At 61.8% G+C, this 20,478-nt stretch carries 17 protein-coding genes; 11 read left to right on the forward strand and 6 right to left on the reverse strand.

Annotation, left to right across the window (positions count from 1 at the left end):
* Positions 1-22 precede the first annotated feature (22 nt).
* The 6 genes from LCM4573_RS08900 to LCM4573_RS08925 all read left to right on the forward strand — a co-directional run bounded on the left by LCM4573_RS08900 (position 23) and on the right by LCM4573_RS08925 (position 6,533).
* The gene (locus LCM4573_RS08900) at positions 23-964 is read left to right on the forward strand and encodes a DUF3313 domain-containing protein (RefSeq protein WP_071005883.1); all 942 of its coding nucleotides are present in this window, start codon (positions 23-25) and stop codon (positions 962-964) included.
* Between the two features lie 83 nt (positions 965-1,047).
* A complete protein-coding gene (locus LCM4573_RS08905; RefSeq protein WP_071005884.1) occupies positions 1,048-1,905 on the forward strand; it encodes a MurR/RpiR family transcriptional regulator in 858 nt (285 codons plus the stop codon).
* A gap of 82 nt (positions 1,906-1,987) precedes the next feature.
* Positions 1,988-3,100, forward strand: a complete 1,113-nt coding sequence (locus LCM4573_RS08910) for an ABC transporter substrate-binding protein (protein WP_071005885.1) — start codon at positions 1,988-1,990, stop codon at positions 3,098-3,100.
* A gap of 51 nt (positions 3,101-3,151) precedes the next feature.
* Positions 3,152-4,885, forward strand: coding sequence for an iron ABC transporter permease (locus tag LCM4573_RS08915; protein ID WP_071005886.1), 1,734 nt, complete (start codon positions 3,152-3,154; stop codon positions 4,883-4,885).
* A gap of 11 nt (positions 4,886-4,896) precedes the next feature.
* Positions 4,897-5,937: an ABC transporter ATP-binding protein gene (locus LCM4573_RS08920; protein ID WP_071005887.1), complete on the forward strand. Its 1,041-nt coding sequence runs from the start codon at positions 4,897-4,899 to the stop codon at positions 5,935-5,937.
* Positions 5,934-6,533 carry a histidine phosphatase family protein gene (locus LCM4573_RS08925; protein WP_071005888.1) on the forward strand — a complete coding sequence of 200 codons (600 nt, stop codon included), beginning with the start codon at positions 5,934-5,936 and terminating at the stop codon, positions 6,531-6,533. Before LCM4573_RS08920 ends, LCM4573_RS08925 begins: the two co-directional genes overlap by 4 nt.
* Positions 6,534-6,564: 31 nt before the next feature.
* On the opposite strand, the gene LCM4573_RS08930 is transcribed toward LCM4573_RS08925, so the two are convergent.
* Positions 6,565-7,218: a TetR family transcriptional regulator gene (locus LCM4573_RS08930; protein ID WP_071005889.1), complete on the reverse strand. Its 654-nt coding sequence runs from the start codon at positions 7,216-7,218 to the stop codon at positions 6,565-6,567.
* 299 nt (positions 7,219-7,517) lie between these two features.
* On the opposite strand from LCM4573_RS08930, the gene LCM4573_RS08935 reads away from it, so the two are divergent.
* The 5 genes from LCM4573_RS08935 (at position 7,518) to LCM4573_RS08955 (ending at position 13,287) form a co-directional block, all read left to right on the forward strand.
* On the forward strand, positions 7,518-8,075 hold the full coding sequence (locus LCM4573_RS08935) for a TRAP transporter small permease (RefSeq protein ID WP_071005890.1): 558 nt from the start codon (positions 7,518-7,520) through the stop codon (positions 8,073-8,075).
* Between the two features lie 14 nt (positions 8,076-8,089).
* Positions 8,090-9,370: a TRAP transporter large permease gene (locus LCM4573_RS08940; RefSeq protein ID WP_071005891.1), complete on the forward strand. Its 1,281-nt coding sequence runs from the start codon at positions 8,090-8,092 to the stop codon at positions 9,368-9,370.
* A gap of 61 nt (positions 9,371-9,431) precedes the next feature.
* On the forward strand, positions 9,432-10,442 hold the full coding sequence (locus LCM4573_RS08945; RefSeq protein WP_071005892.1) for a TRAP transporter substrate-binding protein: 1,011 nt from the start codon (positions 9,432-9,434) through the stop codon (positions 10,440-10,442).
* A gap of 63 nt (positions 10,443-10,505) precedes the next feature.
* Complete coding sequence (locus tag LCM4573_RS08950; RefSeq protein ID WP_071005893.1) at positions 10,506-11,366, forward strand: shikimate dehydrogenase; 861 nt, start codon at positions 10,506-10,508, stop codon at positions 11,364-11,366.
* Positions 11,367-11,394: 28 nt separating this feature from the next.
* Positions 11,395-13,287 (forward strand): bifunctional sugar phosphate isomerase/epimerase/4-hydroxyphenylpyruvate dioxygenase family protein, encoded by a 1,893-nt coding sequence (locus tag LCM4573_RS08955; RefSeq protein ID WP_071005894.1) that lies wholly within the window; start codon positions 11,395-11,397, stop codon positions 13,285-13,287.
* Between the two features lie 9 nt (positions 13,288-13,296).
* Here LCM4573_RS08955 and fhuF read toward each other — a convergent pair whose 3' ends face one another.
* From fhuF to LCM4573_RS08980, 5 genes are all read right to left on the reverse strand, one after another.
* Positions 13,297-14,037, reverse strand: coding sequence for a siderophore-iron reductase FhuF (gene fhuF / locus LCM4573_RS08960; protein WP_071005895.1), 741 nt, complete (start codon positions 14,035-14,037; stop codon positions 13,297-13,299).
* The gene (gene fhuB / locus LCM4573_RS08965) at positions 14,034-16,022 is read right to left on the reverse strand and encodes a Fe(3+)-hydroxamate ABC transporter permease FhuB (protein ID WP_071005896.1); all 1,989 of its coding nucleotides are present in this window, start codon (positions 16,020-16,022) and stop codon (positions 14,034-14,036) included. Before fhuB ends, fhuF begins: the two co-directional genes overlap by 4 nt.
* A gap of 2 nt (positions 16,023-16,024) precedes the next feature.
* Complete coding sequence (locus LCM4573_RS08970) at positions 16,025-16,891, reverse strand: ABC transporter substrate-binding protein (RefSeq protein WP_157895497.1); 867 nt, start codon at positions 16,889-16,891, stop codon at positions 16,025-16,027.
* A 23-nt stretch (positions 16,892-16,914) separates the two neighbouring features.
* A complete protein-coding gene (locus tag LCM4573_RS08975) occupies positions 16,915-19,368 on the reverse strand; it encodes a TonB-dependent siderophore receptor (protein WP_198539704.1) in 2,454 nt (817 codons plus the stop codon).
* A gap of 107 nt (positions 19,369-19,475) precedes the next feature.
* Positions 19,476-20,414 carry a FecR family protein gene (locus tag LCM4573_RS08980; protein WP_244505269.1) on the reverse strand — a complete coding sequence of 313 codons (939 nt, stop codon included), beginning with the start codon at positions 20,412-20,414 and terminating at the stop codon, positions 19,476-19,478.
* Between the last annotated feature and the right edge of the window lie 64 nt (positions 20,415-20,478).

The following is a 20,478-nucleotide window of genomic DNA, read 5'->3' on the forward strand; positions in this document are numbered from 1 at the left end:
TCTCTGTTCAGGCGAACCTGTAATGTTGCGGCAATCCTTCATTCGCACTTTCGCCGCGTATCATCCCTCACGGAGACAGAGCGTGCGCAACAATCCATACATCAGATCACTTCTGCGACTTGTCGCGGCAAAGCCTTCGTCGTTGTGCTTATGCCTGGCTCTGCCGCTGATGATAAGTGGATGCACCTCGGTGCCTTTGAAGGAGGGTGGAACGCTTACCTCCTATAGCAATCTCGGCGCGCCAAAGGGAAAATTCTCCAAGAAACGGCTATACGTCGATGGGCAAGGTCTCGCTGCCGTGAAGACGGCCAGCATCGTGCCGACCACCTTCTCCTTCAGTGCCGCCTCCCGCATCAAGTCGGAAGCCGATCGCGCATTGGTATCCAACGCGCTGGACCGGGCGCTTTGCGTCTCGCTGAGCGACAGATACCAAATGGTGCCAGCCGGGCAACCGGCCGACCTGACGATCCGATCCGTCGTTACGGATATCGTTCCGACGAACAAGACAATGGCGGGGGTTGCCACCGTCGTGACAGTGGGCAGCAGTTTCGCCCTGCCCGTCAGCGTGCCGCGCCTGCCTTACGGCCTTGGCGGACTTGCAGTCGAGGCGGAGGCAGCCGATAGCAGCGGCACGCAGCGTGCAGCAATGGTTTGGGCTCGCGGCGCAAACTCGATCCAGAACAGTCCCCGCGTTTCCGAGGTGGGAGACGCCTATGGTCTCGCGACGAAATTTGCCGGCGATTTTTCGAAGATGCTCATCACAGGCAAGGAGCCAAAAGGGCTGGATCTCGATCTCTCGCTTCCATCGCGGCAGCGGGTGCAATCCTGGTTCGGCGGAAAGCCGAAATACGCCGCCTGTGACGCATTCGGCCGATCGCCGGGCCTGGTGGGAGTCGTGGCCAGCAAATATGGCGCGCCGCCGCAATGGACGGACAGGAAACCCAAGCCGTCCGTGACACACTGAGGCGCGCCGAAAGAACATCCCGAGTTGATTTTCCCCGCGCGACCGGTTAGCCCGTCTTTAGGCAGAAACCGGTCGCATCACCCATGTCAAACGCCGAGCGAACCAAGGCACTCGTAGAGCGTGTTCAGGAAGTCGCGGGCAGCCTGACCGAAACGGAACAGCGGCTGATCTCCGAACTCCTGAAGGCGCCGCGCGAGATCGCGCTCGGTACCTCCAGCGAATTTGCCGCAAGACTTGGCGTCCATGAAGCCACGACATCGCGTTTGTCGCGCAAGCTCGGCTTTTCCTCATACGCGCAGTTCCGCACTCATCTGCGCGACGAATTCCTGYGCGATTCCGCTCCGGCCAGCCGGATTTYGGCGACCCTCAGCGATACGAGGTCGCAAGGTTTCCTCCCTCTCTTGATCGAACAGGAGCTTGCGGCCCTGGCCGCGGTTTCGGACCATGTGACGGACGACCAGATCATCAAGGCGGCTGCCTTGCTCGACCGCGACCGGGTATTCATCTACGGGCATGGGAATGCGGAAACGCTGGCGATCCTGATGGAACGCCGGCTGCGCAGGCTTGGCACCACGACACAGCGGCTGACCGGCAACCGGCGCGATCTGGCCGAGCAGATGCTGACAGTCGGGCCAAAAGATTGCGTGCTGCTCTTCGCCTTTCGCCGGCAGCCCCCCGACTACGCCCATGTCATGGAAATCGCCCAGGAAATGAAGGCGCCGGCCCTGGTCATTTCCGGAACGATCGGCCCCTCGCTGCAACCGAAGCCCGACCTTTTGCTGTCCGCGCCACGCGCCGGCAGCCGCGACAGCTATCAGACGCTGACCGTTCCAATGGCCCTTTGCAACGCCACCATCCTCGCGCTCGCCGACCGCAAAGGAGCCGATGCGCTCGCCAAACTGGACCGGCTTGGCGAACTCATAACAAGATTTGAGGGATGATTTGCAAGTAAACTTGCACGTCATAAAAATGTAGCAAGAAAACTATACATGGGCTATAAATCCACCCAAGAGGAGACGCCCCATGTACAGAATACTTGCACCGCTCTGCGCGCTTGCGCTGGCGACCACAGCCCATGCCCAGGTTCTCGACAGCCAATCCACCGCAGAATTGCTGCCTCAGGCGCAGAAGGAAGCCAAGGTGACGGTCTATGCCTTCACCAGCCGCATCGGCCGCGTCGAGAAGGCCTTCGAAGCCGCCTATCCGGGCATCGACATGGTGACCTTCGACATGTCGTCTACCGAGCAGATCGCCCGAATCAAGAGCGAGGCCGCGGCCGGCGTGGCGGGCGCCGACGTCATTTACATTTCCGACGCCCCGGTCGTGCTGACCGAGCTGCTCAGCCAGAACCTCGTTGCACCCTATGTGCCGCCGCGCGTTGCCGGCGACCTGCCCGAACACTTCAAGTCCCCGCTTTTGRCTCAGCGCCTTTCGACCAAGGTGCTGATGTATAACGAGGAAGCACATCCGGACGGCTCGCCGGTCAAGAACATCTGGGCTCTCACCACGCCCGAATGGAAAGGCCGCGTGATCATGGTCGATCCGCTGCAGCGAGGCGATTATCTCGATCTCATGACAGAGTTTGTGCTGAAATCGGACGACATGGCCAAGGCCTATGAAGCCGCGTTCGGCAAGCCGATCAAGCTGGGCGACGGCATTGAGAACGCCGGAGAACAGTTCATCACCGATCTGTTCGCCAACGATCTGGTGCTCGTCGGCTCCACTGACGACGTCAACAAGGCCATCGGCGCGAAAGGCCAGCAGACCCCGCCGATCGGCTTCACCAGCTATTCCGACCGCCGTGACAACGAGGATGAGGGCTGGGCGCTGCAGGTTGCAAACGACGTAGAGCCTTCCAACGGAATCGTCTTCCCGACCTTCCTCGCGCTCAGTCCAAAGGCAGCCAATCCGGCCGCCGCACGGCTCGCCATCGATTTCATGATGGGAGACGAGAGCGAGACCGGCGGAGACGGGTTCAAACCCTTCTATGTCGCCGGCGACTGGCCGACCCGCACGGATATCGTCCCGCATTCGGATGCCATTCCCCTCGCCGACTTCAAAGGCTGGCAGATCGACCCCGCCAAGACGGCAAAGATCCGTGCCGAAGTCGCCGATTTCATCCTCGCGCTGCAGTAAATCCCGATAGGAGGAACGGGCGCGCGAGCGCCCGTTCCTCCGGAGTTCCGCATGACATTCCCGTTTCGCCGCTTGGGATCGCCTCTCGCACATCACGGCCTGACCATCGCGATGGCTGTGATCCTCATCGCTTTGGTGGCCGCTCCTCTCGTCACGATCCTCATCCAGACCCTGCAGCCTGCATCCGGTGCCGGCGCCTGGACGGATGTGCTTACGGGCCGCCTTTCCCGCAACCTGTTCTGGCGCCCGACCGCCAATACCATGATCATCGGGCTGGGGGTTGCCGCAGGCTGCGTGCTGCTTGGCGGCTTCCTCGCCTGGCTCGTGGTGATGACCGACATTCCCGGCCGTCCCGCCATCGCCTTCATGGCCACCCTTCCATTCATGATCCCGAGTTTCGCGACCTCGCTTGCGTGGGGCAGCGTCTTTCGCAACGGCCGTGTCGGCGGCGGCGGCGGGCTGCTCGAAGGTCTCGGGTTCAGCGTACCCGACTGGCTTTCCTGGGGCATGGTGCCGACGATCGTCGTACTCATCGCCCACTACTACGCGCTCGCCTTCACCGTCATCGCCGCAGCACTTGCCACGGTCAACGGAGATCTCGTCGAGGCCGCGCAGATGACCGGAGCCTCGCGCAGGCGCATCCTGCTGGGCATCGTCCTGCCCGTGGTCGCCCCGGCCATCATCGCTGGCGGCTCGCTCGCTTTCGCAGGCGCGGTGTCGAATTTTGCGGCCCCTGCCCTGCTCGGTCTGCCGGTGCGCATGCAGACCCTATCAACCCGTCTGTTTGGCATGATCGAGATCGGCCAGACGGAACGTGGCTATGTGCTCGCCATCCTGCTGATCGCGATCTCCGCGGTTTTTCTGGGAATTGGCAACAGGATCCTGAACAGCCGGCGCAGCTTCGCCACCATCAGCGGCAAGGGGGCCAGGCCGCGCCGTTTCTCGCTCAGCGGTGCAAGGCTGCCATTGGCGATACTTGCATGGGCCATCTGCATCCTCACCACCATCCTGCCCATCCTGCTTCTGCTTGCCGCAAGCCTTGCCCCGTCTTCGTTGTCGCTCTTCTCCAACTGGTCGCTGCATTATTGGATCGGCCAATCCGACCCTGCTTTCGCCCGCGGGCAGCCAGGCATCTTCCACAATCCGCAACTGATCTCGGCGCTCACCACGACGGTGATGCTCGGCGCGATCGTAGCGGTCGCCGCCAATCTTATCGGCATTCTTATCGCCGTCGCGCTCACCCGCCAGAAAGTCCCCATGCTGAGCAATCTGGTGTCCCAGATGAGCTTTCTGCCGATGCTTTTGCCGGGCATCGCCTTCGCTGCCGCCTATATAGCTCTCTACGGCGCCCCGATCGGCCCGCTGCCGGCGCTCTATGGCACGAAGCTGCTTCTCGCGCTCGCACTGACGGCCGCCATGCTGCCCTTCGCGGTGCAGACCGGGCGGGCAACCGTGGCACAGATTTCTGGCGATATCGATGAGGCCGCCCGCATGACCGGTGCCGGGTTTTTCCGCCGGCTGGGAGCAATCACCCTGCCACTCGCCATCCGCGGGCTTGCGGCCGGGCTGCTCATCTCCTTCGTCAATGTCATCGGCGATCTGGCGATCACCATCCTGCTCTATACGCCGACGTCGCCAATGTTGGCGGTCCTCTCCTACAGCTATGCCTCGGATGGGTTCCACCAGTTCGCCAACGCCGTCACCCTCGTCATTCTCGTCATTTCCATGCTCGCCACCGGTGCCGCCACGCTGCTGCAGGGCCGCCGGCGCCAGAACTTTGCCTGAGGCCACGCCCCGTGATTTCGCTCAACCAGGTCATCAAGTCCTTCGCCGGCACCAACGCCGTCGACAATGTCAGCTTTTCGGTACCGGAGGGTGCTTTCCTCGTACTGCTCGGTCCGTCCGGCTGCGGCAAAAGCACCATGCTGCGCATGCTGGCGGGGCTCGATCAGCCGACCGGCGGGCAAATCCGTTTCGGCGACACACTCGTGGCCGACGGCCAAACCGGCTTCGCCCTTCCGCCCGCCGGACGTAATGCCGGCCTCGTTTTCCAGTCCTATGCCTTGTGGCCGCACATGACGGTGGCCGGCAATATCGAATGGCCCCTCAAGGTGGCAAAGCTTCCCCCGGAAGAACGACGAACCCGGATCGCAACCGCCATGGAGATGCTCGGCATCTCGCAGTTCGCCAACCGCTATCCCGGCGAGATCTCCGGCGGCCAGCAGCAGCGCGTGGCGCTTGCCCGCATGATCGCCCCCCGACCGAAGATCATGCTCTTCGATGAACCACTATCCAATCTCGACGCCACGCTACGCGTCGAGATGCGGCTGGAACTCCTGAAGGTCCATGCTGCAAGCGGCGCCACCTCCGTCTACGTCACGCATGATCAGGTCGAAGCGATGACGATGGCGACGCATGTCGCGGTGATGAATCGAGGCCGGATCGAACAGTTCGATGCGCCCGAACGCCTGCTTTCAGACCCGTCTTCGGCGTTCGTCGCCGGCTTCGTCGGCACGCCGCCGGCCAACCTCATTCCGATAGCCGATGGTAAATGGTTCGGAACCATCCCCGACCCGAGCCTGCCCAATGTCATCGGACATGCCATGGTGCGCCCCGAGGCAATCGAGCTGGTCGACAGGCCGGGGCAGCGCACGCTGAATCTGACGCTTGCCGAAATCGTCCCCATGGCCGGCCGGCGTCTGGTGACCGGCATCGCCAACGGCATCCGGATTACCGCGATTTCGGACGATGCGAACAGAATTCTGCCGGAGCTGCACTTTCGTCTGCCAGCCGCGCCGGCCGCGATTTTCGTCAAAGAAGGAAAACGTATTTCATGAAACGCATTCTACTGGTGCGACACGGCGAAAGCGAATGGAACGCAGTCCGCCGCCTGCAAGGCCAAGCCGATATCGAGCTTTCGCAACGGGGCGAGCAACAGGCCTGCGCGCTGGGCCCGATGGTCGCGACCTACAATCCTGACCTTGTTCTCACATCCGACCTGAACCGCGCCGCCAGGACAGCCGCACTGCTCGGCTATCCCGAAGCGATCAAAGAGCCGCTGCTGCGCGAGCAGAATGTCGGGAAGTGGACGGGTGCTGAGATCGCACAGCTGCTGGCAGAGACACCGCACGACTATGCGGGCTGGCGGGCCGGAACCTTCGCGCCTGAAAACGGAGAAGTCTGGGCCGACTTCCGCGCCCGTGTCGGGCATGCCATGAAGCGCGCGATCGAAGCGAGGGAACAAACCGTTCTGCTGGTCTGCCACGGTGGCGTGATACGCGCCGCGCTCGACGGTGCGCTCGGGCTGCCGCCGGCCCGCATCATCCCAGCCGGCCCCGCAAGCCTCACCATCCTTGCTTTCCCCAAGGACGAGGCTAGGCTCGAAGTCTTCAACGCCACCACGTTCGCGCCTCAGCTCGACGCACCGGACTGAGCCCGGCTGGACGTAGTGCAAGACACCGCGCTCAATGATCCGGCTCCGGCGCGGTCAGATAGCTGATCACCGCGTCCGCGATCAATTTCTTGTGGCGATCATAAAATTCCGGAGCGGAAAGATCGCGGCGGAAGATCGTTCCGAACGTATATCTGTTCGATACGCGGAAAAAGCAGAAGGCGCTGATCAGCATGTGAATGTCGACGGGATCGGCGTCCCGCGAGAAGGTGCCTTCTGCCACGCCCCGCCGGATGATCGCAGCAATCATCTCGATGACCGAGACGTTCAGGTCGCGGATCGCTTCCGAGCGCAGCATATGCGCGGCATGATGGATATTCTCGATGCTGACAAGGCGCACGAATTCGGGATTGGCCTCGTCGTGGTCGAAAGTCGTCGAGATGAGCGTCCGGAGCGCCTCTTCCGGCGGCAGGTTGGCGAGTTCGAGATCGGCCTCCAGCGTGCGGATCTTGCGATAGGAACGTTCGAGGACGGCGAGGTAGAGCCCTTCCTTGCTCCCGAAGTAATAATAGATCATCCGCTTGGAGGTACGGGTCTTCTCGGCGATCGCATCGACCCGCCCGCCGGCCAAGCCGTGCGTAGCGAACTCCTCCGTAGCCACGTCCAGAATGTCCTCCTGGGTGCGTTGCGGATCGTTCTTTCTGCCGTTCTCGCGCTTCGCCGCCATCCTCAACGCCGCTTTCGTTTGCCTGCCGCCTGCCTTTGGTCGAGAGATGCCGGCGAGCCTCGATCTGCCCACTCTTTATTTTCTGCATCTTTTCCAAAGTCATAGCGGGCTTGTCTGTCGCTTTCAATAGATGCCGCTTGACATACTCACTAGTTCGTACATTTTGAGGAAATGTCAGCCGGTTCCTGAGGAGGCGACCGGTGACGGAGGGCATCTTGCCAAGGTAGGTCAAAGGGCGGCTGTTTTCGTAGCTGCCATTTTTCACCATCCGCGACGAGGCCTCGGGAGGACTGCCGGACATGACACGAATTATCGATTTCTACTTCTTCGCCCTGAAGGTCGCCATTGCGCTGCTTCTGGCTGCAATGATCGTTCTCGTCTTCGGGAACGTGGTCCTTCGCTACGCCTTCAACCAGGGCATTACCACCTCCGAGGAGCTCTCCCGCGTCTTCTTCGTCTGGCTGACCTTTCTGGGCGCCGTGGTGGCGATGCGCGAGCACGGACATCTTGGCGTTGATTCGCTGCTCAAGCGGCTGCCACCGCGCAGCGCGCGGATCGCGGTGCTCCTGGGACAGGGGCTGATGCTGATCGCTACCTGGCTGATGATCAGCGGAAGCTGGACCCAGACCCTCATCAACCTGCCGGCCGGTATGCCAGCCACCGGAATTTCGATGGGCTGGTTCTATGGAGCGGGGCTCGCCTTCGGCATTCCGACTTTCCTGATCATTCTCTGGGACATGTTCCAGGTGGCGACCGGCCGCATCGATCTTGCGACGGCACAGCTCGTTCGTGACAGCGAGGAGGAGGTTGCCCATCCCGATGCTTCGGCCACCGCCTCCGGCGCGACCAAGGCCTGAGGAGGAGACGCGAGATGACGCTTACGATCTTCCTCGGCGCTCTCCTCGGCCCCATGGCGCTCGGCGTGCCCATCGCTTTCGCGCTGATCCTCAGCGGTGTCGCGCTGATGATGTACATGGACATCTTCGATGCGCAGATCGTCGCGCAGAACGTTTTGAACGGTGCAGACAGTTTCCCGCTGATGGCCGTGCCCTTCTTCCTGCTCGCGGGCGAAGTGATGAACACCGGCGGGCTTTCGAAGCGGATCGTCAATCTCGCCATGGCCCTCGTCGGTCACGTTCGCGGCGGCCTCGGCTTCGTAACGATCTTCGCGGCCTGTGTGCTGTCGAGCCTTTCCGGCTCGGCCGTGGCCGATGCGGCAGCGCTCGGCGCGCTGCTCTTTCCGATGATGCTGAAATCCGGCCATGATCCGGCCCGCAGCGGTGGCCTTCTCGCATCCGCCTCGGTCATCGGCCCGATCATTCCACCCTCGATCGGCTTCATTCTCTACGGCGTCGTCGGCGGCGTCTCGATCACCAAGCTCTTCCTCGCCGGCATCGTGCCGGGACTGCTGATCGCCGTCGCTCTCTGCATCACCTGGATGATCATCGCCCGCAAGGAACAGTTCGAACTGCCGGCAAGAGAAAGCGGAGAGGTTCGGCTCAAGGCATTCCTGGATGCCGCCTGGGCGCTGATGCTGCCGGTCATCATTATCGTTGGACTGAAGTTCGGCGTCTTCACGCCGACCGAGGCTGGCGTCGTGGCGGCCGTCTATTCGCTGTTCGTCTCGATGGTCATCTACCGCGAACTGCCACCTTCACAACTCTTCCCGGTCTTCGTTTCGGCGGCGAAGATCACCGCGGTCGTCATGTTCCTCGTCGCCTGCGCCGCCGTTTCGGCCTGGCTGATCACGGTTGCCGACGTTCCGGGCGATCTCGTCAGTCTCCTCGAGCCGCTGATGGACAACCAGACCCTGCTGCTGATCGCGATCATGGTACTCATCGTGCTCGTCGGCACCGCCATGGACATGACCCCGACCATCCTCGTGATGACGCCGGTGCTGATGCCGATCATCAAGCAGGCGGGCATCGATCCGGTATATTTCGGTGTGCTGTTCATCATCAATAATTCGATCGGTCTCATCACGCCGCCGGTCGGCACCGTGCTCAACGTCATTTGCGGTGTCGCCAAGCTGTCGATGGAAAATCTCATGAAAGGTGTGATGCCCTTTATGATCGCCGAACTGATCGTCCTGTTCCTCCTCGTCCTCTTCCCGCAATTGGTGACCGTTCCGGTCGCCTGGTTCGGACATTGAGGCGCAAGGAGAGAACAACCATTTCAACCGGCCGGGAAACGGCCAAATCTGGGAGGAAAGCATGTTCAACAAGATGAAGAAACTGGCACTTGGGCTCGCCTTGCCGGCGCTGCTGCTGGCGGGCACGGCATCTGCCGAAATAGGCTCGCATACGCTGAAATTTGCGGCGGCCAACAACAAGGGCCATCCGCAGGTCACCGGCATGGAGAAATTCGCCGAGATCGTCAAGGAGAAGAGCGGCGGCAAGATCGAGGTCAAGCTCTTCCCCGGCGGAGTGCTCGGCGGCGACGTGCAGACCGTCTCGGCGCTGCAGGGCGGCGTGGTCGAAATGCTGGTGCTCAACGCCGGTATCCTGGCCAGCAACGTCAAGGCTTTCGGCGCCGTCGACCTGCCGTTCCTGTTCAACAGCGGCGAGGAAGCCGACAAGGTGATGGACGGCCCGTTCGGCGACAGCCTCCTCCAGAAGCTGCCCGATACCGGTCTGATCGGCCTCGCCTACTGGGAACTCGGCTTCCGCAACCTGACGAACAACCGCCATGCGATCACCAAGCTCGAACACATCAAGGGCCTGAAGATCCGCACGCTTCAGTCGCCTATCCCGATCGAACTGTTCAACGGTCTCGGCGCAAATGCCGTGCCGCTGCCCTACACGGAACTTTATACGGCACTCGAAACCGGCACAGTGGACGGCCAGGAAAACCCGGCTGCCAACATCATCAACGCCAAATTCTACGAAGTGCAGAAATATATGACGCTTAGCCGTCACCAGTACAATCCGCAGATCGTGCTGATCAGCAAGAAGTTCTGGGACGGCCTGAACGACGAAGAGAAGGCTGTTCTACAGTCGGCGGCGACCGAAGCCCGCGACTTCCAGCGCCAGGTCTCGCGTGAGGCGGATTCCAAGGCGATCGACGAGATCAAGGCGACGGGCATGCAGGTCGACGAACTGAGCCCGGAAGAGACGCAGAAGCTGCGCGACGCCGTAAAGCCGCTGATCGACAAGTTCAGCACCGAGATCGGCACCGAGACCGTCTCGCTTCTCTTCAAGGAACTGGACGCCGTCCGCAAATAACGACAATGCCGGCCCGTCGCCGCGACGGGCCGGTTCTCCAATACCGCGAGGACGACAAGCGCAATGGCCGAGACACTCCTGAAAACTCTCAAAGCCGGATTAATCGGTTCGGGCATCCAGGCCTCGCTGACACCGGCAATGCACATGCACGAGGGGGCAGCCCAAGGCCTGGCCTATGATTACCAGCTCATCGATCTCGCTCAACTCGGCCTAACACCCGACGGTCTGCCCGGCCTCCTGGAGCGGGCGGAAGCAGAGGGATTTGCCGGCCTCAACATCACCCATCCATGCAAGCAGCTTGTCATTGCACATCTCGACGAACTCTCGGACGAGGCGCGCGCACTTGGCGCGGTCAACACCGTGGTGCTGAAGGATGGCCGCCGCTACGGCCACAATACGGACTGGTGGGGGTTTGCCGAAAGCTTCCGCCGCGGCCTCCCGGATGCCGATCTCTTCTCCGCAGTCCAGCTTGGCGCAGGCGGCGCCGGCGTGGCGACCGCATACGCGATCCTCACCCTCGGCATGAAGCACCTGACGGTCGTCGACCGAGAACTGGAACGTGCGGAGCAGTTGGCAGAAAGCATGTCCGGCCTTTTTCCAGAGGCTTCCGTTCATGCCTCGAGCGATATCGCAGCAGCGATGGCTAAGGCAGCCGGCATCATCCACGCGACGCCAACCGGCATGGCAAAATATCCCGGTCTGCCAATGCCGGCGGAGCTTCTTAGGCCAGAGCACTGGGTTGCCGAAATCGTCTATTTCCCGCTGGAGACCGAGCTCCTGCGTATCGCGAGGCAAAAGGGATGCCGCACTCTTAACGGCGGCGGCATGGCCGTCTTCCAGGCGGTCGGCGCCTTCCGGCTCTTTACCGGGCGTGAACCCGACGCCCAGCGGATGATGCGCCATTTCCAGACCATGACAGGGTGACCGCAACCACCGATACGAGGATTAAGCCATGAAAACCTCCATAGCCACGGTATCGATCAGCGGCGAATTGCCCGAAAAGCTCGAGGCGATCGCGAAGGCCGGTTTCGAGGGGGTGGAGATTTTCGAGAACGATTTCCTGGCCTTCGACGGAAGCCCGGCGGATGTRGGAGCGATGGTGCGTGACAAGGGGCTGGAGATCACCCTTTTCCAGCCCTTCCGCGATTTCGAGGGCATGCCGGCCTCGCACCGCTCCCGCACCTTCGACAGGGCCGAGCGCAAATTCGACGTCATGCAGGAACTCGGCACCGACCTTCTGCTTGTCTGCTCCAACGTCTCTCCCGTTTCGCAAGGAGGCATCGACAGGGCGGCGGCGGATTTCCACGAACTCGGCGAGCGGGCCGCAAACCGCGGGCTGAAGGTCGGCTATGAGGCTCTCGCCTGGGGGCGGCACATCAACGACCACCGCGACGCCTGGGAAATCGTCCGGYGGGCCGATCATCAAAATATCGGGCTCATTCTCGACAGCTTCCACACGCTGTCGCGCAAGATCGATATCAATTCGATCCGCTCCATCCCGAAGGACAAGATCTTCATTGTCCAGCTTGCAGACGCGCCGCTGATCGACATGGACCTTCTTTACTGGAGCCGGCATTTCCGCAACATGCCGGGCGAAGGCGATCTGCCGGTGACGGAATTCACCACGGCGGTCGCCGAGACCGGCTATGACGGCTATTTCTCGCTGGAAATATTCAACGATCAATTCCGCGGCGGCTCCACCCGGTCGATCGCTGCCGACGGACATCGCTCGCTGATCTATCTCGGCGACCAGGTGCGCCGCAGCCCGGATGCGCAAAGCCTCTCGGTGGCCGCCATGCCCGAGCCCGCCACCGTCGAAGGTGTCGGTTTCGTCGAATTCTCCACGGACGAGAAGGATGCCGCCGATCTTACCGCTAGCCTCAGGATGCTCGGCTTCCGCAGGACGGCGGTTCATCGAAGCAAGAAAGTCAGCCTGTTTGCCCAGGGCGATATCCGGCTCCTGGTCAATACGGAGGAAGCGGGCTTTGCCAACGCAGCCTATGCGGTGCACGGCACCTCGGCCTATGCGATGGCGTTGAAGGTCTCAGATGCAAGGGCGGCGATGGAACGAGCTCTGGCACTGGACGCCGAGCCATTCAGCCAGCCGGTGCGCAGCGGAGAGGTGGAGATACCGGCGATCCGCGGCGTCGGCGGCGGGCTCATCTACCTACTGGACGAAAAGACCGATCTCGGCCGCATCTGGGAGATCGACTTTACACCCGTCGACGATGACGGCGGCAAGATCGCGGATGCCGGGCTCCTGCGCGTCGATCATGTCGCTCAAACGGTTTCCTATGACGAGATGCTGAGCTGGCAGCTCTTCTATACGTCGATCTTCGAAGCCCGTAAGACACCGATGGTCGACATCATCGATCCGGCCGGGGTCGTGCGCAGCCAGGTGGTGGAGAACGCGAGCGGCGCGCTTCGCATCACCCTCAACGGCGCGGAAAACCGCCGCACGCTCGCCGGCCGCTTCATCGCGGAGAAGTTCGGTTCGGGCATCCAGCATCTCGCCTTCCATACAGACGACATCTTCGCCACCGCCGAAGCACTCAGGAAGAACGGGTTTCGCCCGCTTCCCATATCGCCCAACTACTATGGAGATGTGGAGGCGCGGTTCGGGTTGGACGCCGAGCTCACCGAACGCCTCAGGGCGGAAAACATCCTCTACGATCAGGACGAGCACGGCGAATATTTCCAGCTCTACAGCAGCACGCTCGGCGACGGCTTCTTCTTCGAGATCGTCGAGCGCCGCGGCTATCGTGGCTATGGCGCACCGAACGCCATCTTCCGCATCGCCGCGCTGAAAAAGGCACTCGGACCCGAAGGTCTCCCGAGGGTCTGAAGGGATCGACTAACGCGGCAACCCGGCACGCTTCGCCGGCCGCTCGTCGAGCGGACAGGTCTTGCAAAGCGAGAGGCTTGGAATCAGGTAGCGGATGCAGCAGACGCGCCGCTTGCGCACGGTTTCCCCGCCTGAGGCCGAATACCTGACGGGTTCGAAGACCCTGTTCGGCTGCCTGTCACGCCAGGACCGGCTCGACAGAAGCTGTCTGGCGTGGATAACGCCCGCATGTTCCTCGCCGAGTTTTCTCGCGCAGGAGGCAACGACATTTTCGATGATGTTGCCGGCATTGCTCCAAAGCACCTTCTGCGACAAACCACTCGCGGCCGAAAGTGCCGGAATGATCAAGGAGAGATGCCCGTCGATGAGATCCTCGAAACGCACCATGAAGTCCGAAGGCGTGAATGCCTGCCCCCCGTCGCGCAATCGAAAGGCCTCTGCCCTGCCGTCCGGCGACAGGATGATGCCGGTCTCCTCAAAACCGATCGGCAGCTTGCGATCGAGAACGATATTGGCGGCAAGGACCGGTGTGACCAGGCGCGACAGATACCATTTCGACCATTGGGAGGCGACGGCGCGAGGCTCCGCTTCGGCATAGTTTTCACCAAAGCGGTTCAACAGCAGGGCGAGCCTATTCTTTTCCAAGAGCGCGCTGCAAGCCATATGCGGGCGCTCGTCGGCGGCAAGAACAAGATGGTCGCCGAGCGCTTCGAGATCACCGGCAAAGAGCGGAGCGAGCGAAGATATCATCGTCTGATCGCCAACAGGATGAAGTAAAGGCCGCCGAGAAGTGTGGCAACAATTCCGGCCGGAACCTGCCAGGGAAAGGCTATGTTTCGGCCGATCCAATCCGCCAGCACCATGATGATCGCGCCGATGATCGCCGCGCCATAGACCTGCGTCAGCGGCGTCCTGAGACCGGAAATGCGGGCAAGGTGGGGGGCAGCAAGTCCCGCAAAGCTCAACGGCCCCACGATCAGCGTCGCAACGCCGGTCAGAACGGCGGTGAACACCAGCAGCAACAACCTGCTTGCCGCGAGCGGCACGCCGATGGCTGTGGTGACCCCTTCCCCTAGCGGCAGGATCCGCAACCAGCGCCCGAACAACGGGACGAGCCCGAGCGACAGGCCCGCGATAGAGATGATGATCCAAGCATCTTTCTGTGTCACGGAATAGGTCGAGCCTGCAAGCCAGCCGAGCAGCCGCAGCACACGGATATCCCCAAGCAGAGTCAACAACGACCCCAGCGAGCCGGAGAGCGCTCCGATGGCGACGCCGACCAGCAGCATGCGTTCAGGGCTGAACATCGAGCGGCTGCCGAGCCACAGGGTGAATACGAGCGCCGTGAACGCGCCGCCCGCCGATAACAGCATCATGGTCTCTCGTGGTAAAGGCGGCAGGAGGAAGACGGCGACCATCAGGATCAGCGCTGCGCCGGAGGAGATGCCGAGCAGTTCCGGGCTTGCAAGCCCATTTCCTGTCAGCCRCTGGAGGGCGCTCCCCGCAATGGCAAGCATGATGCCGCCGCCGGCCGCCGCGACAATCCGCGGTAGCCGCCAAGGCAGCAGCTCGCCTATTTGACCGGTGCCGGCGATGAACCATCCCTCCGGCAACCGGCCGACAAACAGGGCCAACAGGAGCGTGACGACCAGCAACGAGGCAGCAATCAGGAACCAGGAAGAAGCACTGCCGTCGGAATGTTCGGCGGATCGGCCGTCGCGCGGCGGCTGTTGCATCTCGGTCCGCATCCGACAGATGAGCCATACCAGAAGCGGCGTTCCGAGAAGCGCGGTTACGGCTCCTGCCGGCACATCTATGCCACCAGCGAGAAGAAGAACGCCCTGGTCGACAAGTGCCAGAATGCCAGCGGCGATCAGCGGGCCATGGATCAGGCGATCGGAAAGCCGCCTGGCGCCGGAAAGCCGCGCGATGGCAGGCCCCGCAAGCCCGATGAAACCGATGATCCCCGCATAGGCGGCGACGAGCGCGCTCAACAGGGTCCCAGCGGTGAAGACGGCCATCCGCATCACCGGAACCGAAACACCGGCGCTGCGCGCGCTCGCCTCGTCGAGGTCGAAAAGGTCCATCGGTCTTCTGAGGAAGAACGTCACAATACCTGCGGCGACAAGGGCGAGGGAAAGCCTCCGTACCTGATGCCAATTATCCTGCGCCAGCGAGCCCGTCTGCCAGGCCAGCAGGTCGCTCAGCTCCTCGAAATGGGTCAGGAAGAACATGCTGCTCAAGGCTTCAAGGCAAAGCGACAGGACAAGCCCCACCAGAATGACCGTCAGCGGTGCGAAACCGGCGCGCACCGCCAGCAACCCGACCGCACCCAGCGCCAGCATGCCGCCGAGGAAGACCATCGGCTCTTGCCCATGGACGAGAAGACCGGGCGCCCACAGGGTGGCGGCGACCAACGAAAATTTCGCACCGGCAAATACGGCTAAGGTTCCCGGTTCGGCCAGCGGGTTGCGCAGCATCTGCTGGAAGAGGACGCCGGAAAGACCGAGTGCCGCCCCCGCGACGAGGCTAAGGGCGAACCGCGGAAGCAGCCCATACTGAACGACAATCGTGGCGAGACCTGCATCGGATGCCGTGAACAACTGCCGCCAGTCCGTCAGCCTCGCACTGATATTGAGCAGAAGGAGACCGAGTGCCGCGCTGAACAGCAAGGCGGCCAGTATCGGGGCAAAGCCATGGTTTCGTATCGCAGGCAGTGAACCGGCCATCGCCATGATCAGCCCTCCGCCGGCAGAAGCGCTGCAAGCTGGCCGGCAAGCCGCATCGCGCTTACCACGCCCCCGCTCGGATACACCACAGACATTCGGGTTACGCGGTTTTGCCGCACGGCGGGCAGTGCCTGCCAAAGCGGGCTTTCGGCAAGCCTCGCCATCGCCAGATCCGTTTCGCGACCGCGATCGAAATGCACGATGCGCGCTTGTGGGTTGCCGGCAAGTTGTTCCACGCTGATGGACGCGACACCGGAAGCGTTGACGTGGCCTTGCCAGGCATTGGTGAGGCCGAGACGGGTCAGAACATCGCCGACCAGGCCGTTCCCGCCGAAAATGGCCGCGTGACGGCCATCCTGGTTGAAGCGGCACAGATAGAGCGGCGGCAGAGATTTCGACTGCAGCTTTGCCCGCGCCTCCTCGATCGCCGTTTCGCATCGCCCCAACCAATCCTCGGCCTGACGCTTTCTGCCGACAACCGTCCCGAGCTGGCGCAGGAGCTCCTGTGCATGCTGGACCGCCGGCGTTTTCGCGGGAAAGGAATTGAGCGACAGTGTGGGCGCGATGGCGCGAAGGGTTTCAAGCCCGCTTGCCTGCCACTGCGCCATAACGATCAGATCCGGCTTCAGGAATTGCAGGTATTCCACGTTGGGCTCCTGCAGCGGACCGAGATCGACGGCTTCGTCATCAAGCACCGGCTCGGCCACCAGCCTTCGATAAAGCGGCACATTTGCGACTGCCAGAGGCGCAATGCCGAGGGTGAGCAGCAGCTCCGTCACCAGCAGCTCCATGGAGACGATACGGCGAGGCTTCCCTTCCGCCTTGCCGTCGCGCGCGAAAGCGGAAAGGGAGGCAGCGAGCGCTCCCTTCAGCAAGTCCCTTCTGGCAACGACCGATCCTACCATTTATAGGAAAGCGTCGCCGTGACTGTCAGCGGCTCACCATAACGGCAGCCATCCGAATAGACGCAGGTGTAGAACTCCTTGTCGAAAAGATTGCGCGCGTTCAATTTCAGCGTCGCACCTTCGAGATCCTTGTTCATGGCGCCGAGATCGAAGCTCGCCATCGCATCGACGAGAACATAGCCTGGGACATCACTGCTGCTGTCGATCAGGTTCGTCTCGCCGATGTAGCGGATACCCGCGCCGACGGTGACGCCCTCCAGGCCAAGGTCGTCAAGCTTGTAATCGGCCCACAACGCGAAGGCATTTTTGGGCACGAGCGAAATCTGTTCCCCGATATAGGCGGGCAGAGCGTTTTCGGTGATTTTCGCATCCGTGTATGTATAGGAGGCGATCAGGCCGAGATCGCCGAACTCCGCGCGCGCTTCCAATTCCAGGCCCCGGGAGCGGACCTCGCCATATTGGTAGGTTAAACCGCCGGCGTCGACGGTCGTTAGGTTCTTCTGCGTCAGTTCGTATATCGCCGCGCTGAGAAGAAGATTGCTGCCATCGGGCTGATAACGGACACCTGCTTCGTATTGCAGCCCCTCGTTCGGCTTCAGTGCCTCTCCCGTACGATTATCGAAACCGACCTGTGGTTCGAAGGATTGGGCCACGCTTACATAAGGCGCGAGACCGTTGTCGAAGAGATAGACGAGACCGGCCCTGCCCGTCAGAGCACTGTCGTTCAGCTCCGTCACCGCACCGTTCTGGTACGACCGTCTCCGGCCGTCACTCCAATCTTGCCGAGCGCCAAGCAGGAGTATCCAATGATCGTCGAATTTGATCTGATCCTGCAGGTAGATGCCATATTGGTTGCTGATATCGTCAAAACCCCGATTGACTGCGTAGCTGACCGGCGGATCGGTCAAAATCGCGCCGGTGTCGAGGTCGAGAATGCTGTATCCGGAACCACGATAGCGATCGTTGTCATAGCTGCGGCGGTAATAATCGAAACCCGCCAGAAGCGTGTGTTCGGTCCCGGCGGCATCGAAGGAGTATTCGACGGAGGTATCGGCGGCGACGCCGTATGAACGCTCATAACGCTTGCTCGCCAGCCTGTAGAGATCTCCACCCGTCAGCGAAAGGGGCGCGATATTGCCCATCATATAGTCCCATTGGACATCGGACTTGAAATAGCGAGCGTTGTTTCTGAGCTTGATGCCGCTGTCGAACTCGTGTTCGAAAAGATAGCCGATCGTATAGGCATCGCCGTTGTAGCGATCGAAATCATCATTGCCGAGAAAGGCATCGCGGGGGATGTTGCCTCCGCTGACATCCTGATAGAGCAGCGGCGTCGCAAATCGCGTATGGAAATGCGTATAGCTTGAAAGCAGCGTCAGCGACGTCGCGTCGTCCGGCGCGAAGGTCAAAGCAGGAGCGATATAGACCTTGTTGTCGGGCGTCTCATCGACCCAGTTGTCCGCGTTGCGAACCAGTCCGGTCAAACGGTAGGTCAAAACGCCGTCATCGGTAATAGGACCTCCGAAATCGGCGGATATCTGTTTGCGGTCATAACTGCCGTATTCGATATTGACCTCACGAAGCGGCGTGTCCGTCGGCCGCTTTGAAATGGCATTGACGACCCCGCCGGGGGTGAGCTGACCATAGAGCATCGAGCCTGCGCCGCGCATGATGTCGATGCGCTCCAGCCCGTAAGGCTCCTGCCCGCCGTCATAGACGTTCGACTGATACTTCAAGCCGTCGCGCAGGTTTCCGGAATTGCCGGTGGCGATGTTGAACCCACGGATGGTGAAATCGTCCACCGCCCGGCTGAAAGCACCCGATTGGCTGACGACGCCCGGAGTGTAGGATAGTGAACTGGCAATCGAGCTCGCGCCCTGGCTGGTCATTTGGTCGGCGGTGACCACCGAGATGGCCTGCGGCGTCTCGATGAGCGGCGTGTCCGTCTTGGTGCCCGCCGAACTCACGCGCGCCACGTAGCCATCGACCCGCCCGGACGCGCTCTCGCCCTGAACGACGATCGTTGGAAGGATCGTCGAGCTGTCATCGGTGCTGCTCGTGACGAGCTCTCCCGCAGGTGCATGGATGGTGACCGTGCCTGGATTGGCAAAACGATAGGAAAGCCCTGTTCCGGTAAGCAGCCGATCCAAAGCCTGCTCCCTGCTCATCACGCCGTTTACGCCCGGCGATTGCTTGCCGCGTGCAAGCGCTGCCGGATAGAGAACCTGCAGGTCGGTGCGGTCGCCGAAGGCCGAGAGCGCCGCGCTCAACGATGAGGCCGGGATGGAATAGGAGGAGGCGGCCTGCTGGTTGATGCGCGGAACGGTCGGCGTGGAGCCTTGCGCCAGTGCGGTAAACGGCAGCAAGGCCGCGCTCACAAACAGGGCCGCAGCGAGCCGTTGCATATTCGTGTTCTTGTGCTGTCCCTTTGACGCGGCGCCTACCATGATCCCCATTCCTGTCCACTACCAGCGTGGCGGCTTTCGCCACACATGCGCTAAGACGGATCAGGCGATCTCCACCTCACCCCAAAGATGAAAAAGAATCGCGATGCTCATGCCGGAAGCAGAAGGACGATGTATGGGGTGACTTCAAACGCGCGGACCGGCAATGTCTCGACGATCGCATCGAGCACGCCCTCCGGATTGCCGACGTCGAAAATGCCGCTGACGCGTAAATTTCGGAGCCTGTCGTCGAGAATTCGGATCGTGCCCCTGCGGTAGCGATTTACATCCGAGACGACCTGGCCGAGCGGCTTGTCCTCGAAAATCAGCCTGCCGCGACGCCAGGCGGTCTCGACCTCCGTGTCTGCCCCCTCGACGAGACCGAGACCATCCCGGCTGAAGGAGACGACCTCTCCCGCGTTGACACGAATACCTGCGCCATTGGGCGCGACGACCGAAACGGCGCTTTCCTGCACGCTTGCTGTCACCGCATCCTCCCAGAGATGCACCACGAATTGCGTCCCGAGCGCCGTCACCGTGCCCCCGGCCGCGACGACGGAAAAGGGCCGTGCTTCGTCTCTGGCGACATCGAAATAGGCCCGGCCGCGATGAAGCACGAGCCCGCGCCGGGAGGCGGTATAATCGAGCGAGAGCGCGCTATCGGCATCGAGCGTCACGCGCGTTCCGTCATCGAGCGTGAACTCGCCGATCTCGGCGACCGAGGTGAACTGGTCGCTGTAAAGATAGTCGGACGCCCCGCCCATCCAGGCGGCAGCGCCGGCCGCCGCCAGCATCGCACCGGCGCCAAGCAGGCCGCGCCGTGATAACCGGGCAGTCTGGGTTCGGTTGCCGGTCCTTTCCTTGCGCGCAGGCACACGGGCGTGATCGAGATCGGACCACATCCGCTGGAGGCGARCATATTCCTCCCGATTTTCCGGACAGTCCGCAAGCCATGCGGCAAGCCCGCTTCGATCGGAAGCCGTGGCTTCGCCGGAATTCATGCGGACAAACCAGGAAAGCGCCTGCCGTCGTCTTTCTTCCGGTGTCATATCATCATCGAGGCGATCCATTTGTGCCCTGAATCATGCCGTTTGGCGAAAAAATCATTCCTTA

The organism is Rhizobium sp. LCM 4573, assembly GCF_001854865.1.
Lineage (GTDB): Bacteria > Pseudomonadota > Alphaproteobacteria > Rhizobiales > Rhizobiaceae > Neorhizobium.

Bases quoted from the DNA above. Each gene is read 5' to 3' on its own strand.
- LCM4573_RS08900 (WP_071005883.1), top strand. From the start codon at position 23: ATGTTGCGGCAATCCTTCATTCGCACTTTCGCCGCGTATCATCCCTCA.
- LCM4573_RS08915 (WP_071005886.1), top strand. From the start codon at position 3,152: ATGACATTCCCGTTTCGCCGCTTGGGATCGCCTCTCGCACATCACGGC.
- LCM4573_RS08925 (WP_071005888.1), top strand. From the start codon at position 5,934: ATGAAACGCATTCTACTGGTGCGACACGGCGAAAGCGAATGGAACGCA.
- LCM4573_RS08930 (WP_071005889.1), bottom strand. From the start codon at position 7,218: ATGGCGGCGAAGCGCGAGAACGGCAGAAAGAACGATCCGCAACGCACC.
- LCM4573_RS08935 (WP_071005890.1), top strand. From the start codon at position 7,518: ATGACACGAATTATCGATTTCTACTTCTTCGCCCTGAAGGTCGCCATT.
- LCM4573_RS08940 (WP_071005891.1), top strand. From the start codon at position 8,090: ATGACGCTTACGATCTTCCTCGGCGCTCTCCTCGGCCCCATGGCGCTC.
- LCM4573_RS08945 (WP_071005892.1), top strand. From the start codon at position 9,432: ATGTTCAACAAGATGAAGAAACTGGCACTTGGGCTCGCCTTGCCGGCG.
- LCM4573_RS08950 (WP_071005893.1), top strand. From the start codon at position 10,506: ATGGCCGAGACACTCCTGAAAACTCTCAAAGCCGGATTAATCGGTTCG.
- fhuF (WP_071005895.1), bottom strand. From the start codon at position 14,037: ATGATATCTTCGCTCGCTCCGCTCTTTGCCGGTGATCTCGAAGCGCTC.
- LCM4573_RS08975 (WP_198539704.1), bottom strand. From the start codon at position 19,368: ATGGTAGGCGCCGCGTCAAAGGGACAGCACAAGAACACGAATATGCAA.